The sequence below is a fragment of the Moorena sp. SIO2C4 genome (assembly GCF_010672485.1).
Lineage (GTDB): Bacteria > Cyanobacteriota > Cyanobacteriia > Cyanobacteriales > Coleofasciculaceae > Moorena > Moorena producens.
On record NZ_JAAHGN010000652.1, the window covers coordinates 1 to 4,292 of the forward strand.

The window sequence follows — 4,292 nt, forward strand, 5'->3', positions numbered from 1 at the left end:
CTGCTAGTGGGTCTGGTACTTTAGATGTGGAAGGGGGTAGAATTCAGGCTTCTCAAATCGATATTGCCAATGGTAACTTCCAGGCCAAGGTACAAACCTCTAACCTCGACTTGGGTGCTCTTGCTCTGGTCCCGCCCCAATTCAATGGCCCTGTTTCCGGGAATGTCACTGTCTCTGGTAATCTAAATAATTTAACCATTGACGCCATTCAGGGCAAAGGGTCTGGACAACTGAATGTTGCTGGTGGTCAATTACTAGGAACAGCTGAGTTTAGCAATGGTAAATTTCAGGGGGTTTTCCAGCCTACTAATCTCCAGTTGTGGGAGATTAATCCCGATTTACGAGGACGTCTCAATGGCAGTGTCAATATTTCTGCTCCGTTGCTATTGACACCAGATAAAGCTCTATCAGCAATCCAAGCTAAGGGTAAGCTTAATTTTAGTAAAGGCATTTCTGTACTTGAGCGTTCCCTAGCCACATCCTTTGACTGGAATGGTCAAAGGCTAGAGATTAAAGAAGCCACAGCCGAGGGATTCAATGCTAATGGTTTTGTCAATCTAAACCCAGGCAGTCAGGGTTTACAAGCAATTAAGACCTTTGATTTCCAGGTACAAGCAGAGAATTTGAATTTGCAACGATTACCGGCTGACCTGCCTTATGCGTTAAATTTAGGAGGCTTAGTCGGTTTTAACGGTCGGATTGCCGGTACTCCTCAAGCTCCGACAATTAACGGTGACTTAAGACTGCGGTACTTTTTTGCTGGTCCTCTGGAGTTTGAATCCCTACTGACAGGTCGAGTAAGTATAGCACCAAAGTCAGGGGTAAATCTCCAGCTAGCAGGGAATCAAGAAAAACTGGAGGTTGTGCTAGACCCCAATTACCAACCCGTATCCTTTTTGGTGCAGTATCAGGACAAGACCGCTAGTGGGATTCGGTCAGGGGATGAGCTACAAATGACCGTGGAGAATCTTCCGATCAATACCATTAAGAGTCTGGCTTTGAGTAGTGGTATGGTAGACGGTCAAAACCTCGAACCATGGTTAAGCAAACCCTTGGCGGGAGACATCTGTGGGAACATGGCTCTGAACCTCAAGACTTTTGGGTCATCCGGTAAAATTGAGATCGCAAATCCCATCTTTGACAACCTCAGAGGTGATATGTTAGAAGGCTTTTTCCAATACCAGCAAGGGACGATGACTCTGACCGATGGCTTGTTTGAAAAAGGTGATAGTCAATACTTATTTGCTGCCAACGTCACCCCAACCCCCAACGGCCCAGAATTTAACGGGGAACTCCAGGCTAAGCTCGGAGAAATCCAGGATGTTCTAACTACCCTACAACTATTTGAGATCACTGACCTAGGTCGAGGCTTCCAAACCCCCGTCTACGGCACAGCCGCTGATCTTGCCGTTAGTGGAGTAGGTAATTCACAAAATGGTCTCAAAAAACCCCTGCGGCGGATGTCAGAAATAGTCAAGCTCCTAAACAGACAACGGCAGCAGCGTCAAGAGAGCTTTCTGTTACCAGAGCTTACCGAGCTCAATGGTGCTTTTACTGGCAGTATCAGTCTGGTCGGTTCAGTCAAAGATGGCATCCGTGCTGAATTTAATTTCCAAGGGGAAAACTGGCAATGGGGTTCCTATAAAGCTGAGACAATTATTGCCCAAGGAAATTTTGCAGAAGGGGTACTGAATCTTTTACCTGTGCGGATTCAATCGGGTCAGAGCCTAGCCACCTTGTCCGGTAGTATCAGTGAACTTGGTCCATCGGGTCAGCTCAGGCTCAAGAAAGTCCCGGTTTCCTTGATTCGAGAAGTGTTCAGATTTCCTAGCTCTGTTGGTTATGGAGGATTTGTTGATGCCACAGCGGACTTTTATGGAAGTCTCAGCAATCCCCAAGCCAGGGGAGCAATATCGGTCGTGGATGCCAGTTTAAACCAAACACCCCTCGAATCCATCAAAGGCAGCTTTAGTTACAAGAATGCGCGGTTGAACGTCTTTGCCCAAAGTTTTCTGACCAAAGAGTCTGAACCCCTAACTGTAAATGCCAAAATCCCCTACAAGTTACCCTTTGCCGAAGTAGAGCCAGAAAATCGGCAAGTCAGTGTACAACTCAAGGTTGAAAACGAAGGACTTGCCCGATTAAATATGCTTACCAATCAACAAATCGCTTGGGTTGATGGTAAAGGACAAGTAGATTTAGATATTTCTGGTACCTTTGACCAAGACCAAGATTGGCTACAGCAACTGGAGCAACTTACCGTTGTCGGTAACATTAATGTAGAAGACGCTACTATTGCTGCCCAAGCTTTACCAGAACCCCTGACAGAAGTCAATGGCAAAATCCGGTTTAACTTCAACCGCATGGAAATTGTAGACAGCTTACAAGGGAATTTTGGTGGTGGTAAATTAGTAGCGGTAGGGAATTTGCCCTTGCGAGACCTACCTAGAGCATTAGAGAATCCCCTCACCGTTGACCTGAATCAACTAGCCATCAATCTCAAAGGGATTTACAGTGGTGGTGTTAAAGGTAAGACTATTATTACTGGGACTCTATTTAATCCTAGAATTGGTGGTTACATCGAATTGTTTGATGGTCGAGTACCCATTTCTGAATCTCAAACTGCCCCGAGCGGGAGTAGCGGATCTGCAGGTGAGGAACTAATAGAGTTCAATAACTTACAGTTAACCTTAGGTAAAAACATCCTAGTTCGACAGCTACCAGTATTAGATTTTCTCGCCAGCGGTACCCTTCTAATTAATGGGGACATGAGTGATATTAGACCAGAAGGAACCATTCAGCTGCTGCGCGGTCAGGTGAATCTGTTTACCACCCAGTTTCGCCTTGATAAAAATTACAACAACAACGCCCGATTTGTAGCCACTCTTGGCAGAGACCCAGAGTTAGATGTGCAGATGGTGGCATCAGTAATTGAGTCTAGGAAACAACCCATTACCAGTGAAACCTTTGCTAATGAAATTAGCGATCGCCCAACTAATTTTGGCACTACAGAAACTATTCGGGTTCAAGCAAAAGTAAAAGGGCTAGCAAGTCAGCTCTTTGACCGAGTGGAACTCAATAGTATGCCAAAACGTAGTGAAGGGGAAATTGTTGCCCTATTAGGGGGTGGCTTTGTGGATACCTTGGGTCGAGGCAATAGTACCTTGGGTTTGGCCAACTTAGCTGGGTCAGCACTACTGAGTAATGTCAGCAACCTGATTGGTGATGCCGCAGGATTAGATGAGTTTCGCCTGTTCCCCACTACAGTTACAGATGATAATAGGCGCACTGATAGGTTAGAGCTAGGTGCTGAAGCGGGGATTAATATTACTAATAATTTATCATTTTCGTTGTTAAAAGTGTTGACTACTGATCAGCCAATTCAGTACAACTTGCGCTATCGAGTTAATGAAGAAATTCTGCTGCGCGGTGCTACGGATTTTTCAGACGATACCAAGATAACTGTAGAGTATGAAAATCGATTTTAATTAGAATTTAGAATTTAGAATTTAGAATTTAGAATTTAGAATTTAGAATTGGGAATTTAGAATTTAGAATTTAGAATTGGGAATCGGGAATCGGGAATCGGGAATCGGGGTAAGAGGCGTAGGGTGCGTGATATAGCACTACGCGCTACTGTTAGGACATTCCTAAACTCCGAAACCTAGTCCTAGCTTGCTTTTGACTTCTGACTTCTGACTTCTGACTTCTGACTTCTGACTTCTGACTTCTGACTTCTGACTTCTGACTTCTGACTTCTGCTATAAAGGTCGCGCCTTGTTGAGACAGCCCGCCCCGGATGCTGTTGGTGAAATATTTCTTAACAAACCAAGAAGCCCCCTCAGCCCTCACCCCCAGCCCCTCTCCCAACCTTGGGAGAGGGGAGCAGATTACGGCAGAATAAGGGTTTCACGAATTCGCCAGCAGCATCCGCCCCGTAACGCACCACCGGGTCAAACAGCTTTAACAAAACTCGCGGAATTCCCCACCTTCTTTCAAGGTGTTGAAGTTACCGTAAGGATAGGGTCGCCTTTATGGTTAGTCGATTATGGGTAAAAGGGTTAAAACTTTGCCGATTTTGGCGACCCTATCTATCGGTTTCGTCTCTGGGATGGATAGCGAGACGAGGACCGATTACTGACCCATCTCCCCATATTCCCCGACTGGTCGGGGTCAACGGACCGGTCCGAAATACAGATTACCCATTACCTATTACCCATTACCTATTACCTATTACCCATTACCTATTACCTATTACCTATTACCTATTACCTATTACCTATTACCTATTA

At 45.3% G+C, this 4,292-nt stretch carries 2 protein-coding genes and 1 pseudogene; 2 read left to right on the forward strand and 1 reads right to left on the reverse strand.

Features of this window, described 5'->3' with window-relative positions:
- The coding region (locus F6K20_RS26480; RefSeq protein ID WP_287296623.1) for a translocation/assembly module TamB domain-containing protein at nucleotides 1-3,488 on the forward strand (3,488 nt) is incomplete at its 5' end.
- A 151-nt stretch (nucleotides 3,489-3,639) separates the two neighbouring features.
- On the opposite strand, the gene F6K20_RS26485 is transcribed toward F6K20_RS26480, so the two are convergent.
- Complete coding sequence (locus F6K20_RS26485; RefSeq protein WP_287248059.1) at nucleotides 3,640-3,852, reverse strand: hypothetical protein; 213 nt, start codon at nucleotides 3,850-3,852, stop codon at nucleotides 3,640-3,642.
- Between the two features lie 182 nt (nucleotides 3,853-4,034).
- On the opposite strand from F6K20_RS26485, the pseudogene F6K20_RS26490 reads away from it, so the two are divergent.
- A pseudogene (locus tag F6K20_RS26490) lies at nucleotides 4,035-4,292 on the forward strand (hypothetical protein); the annotation flags it as partial.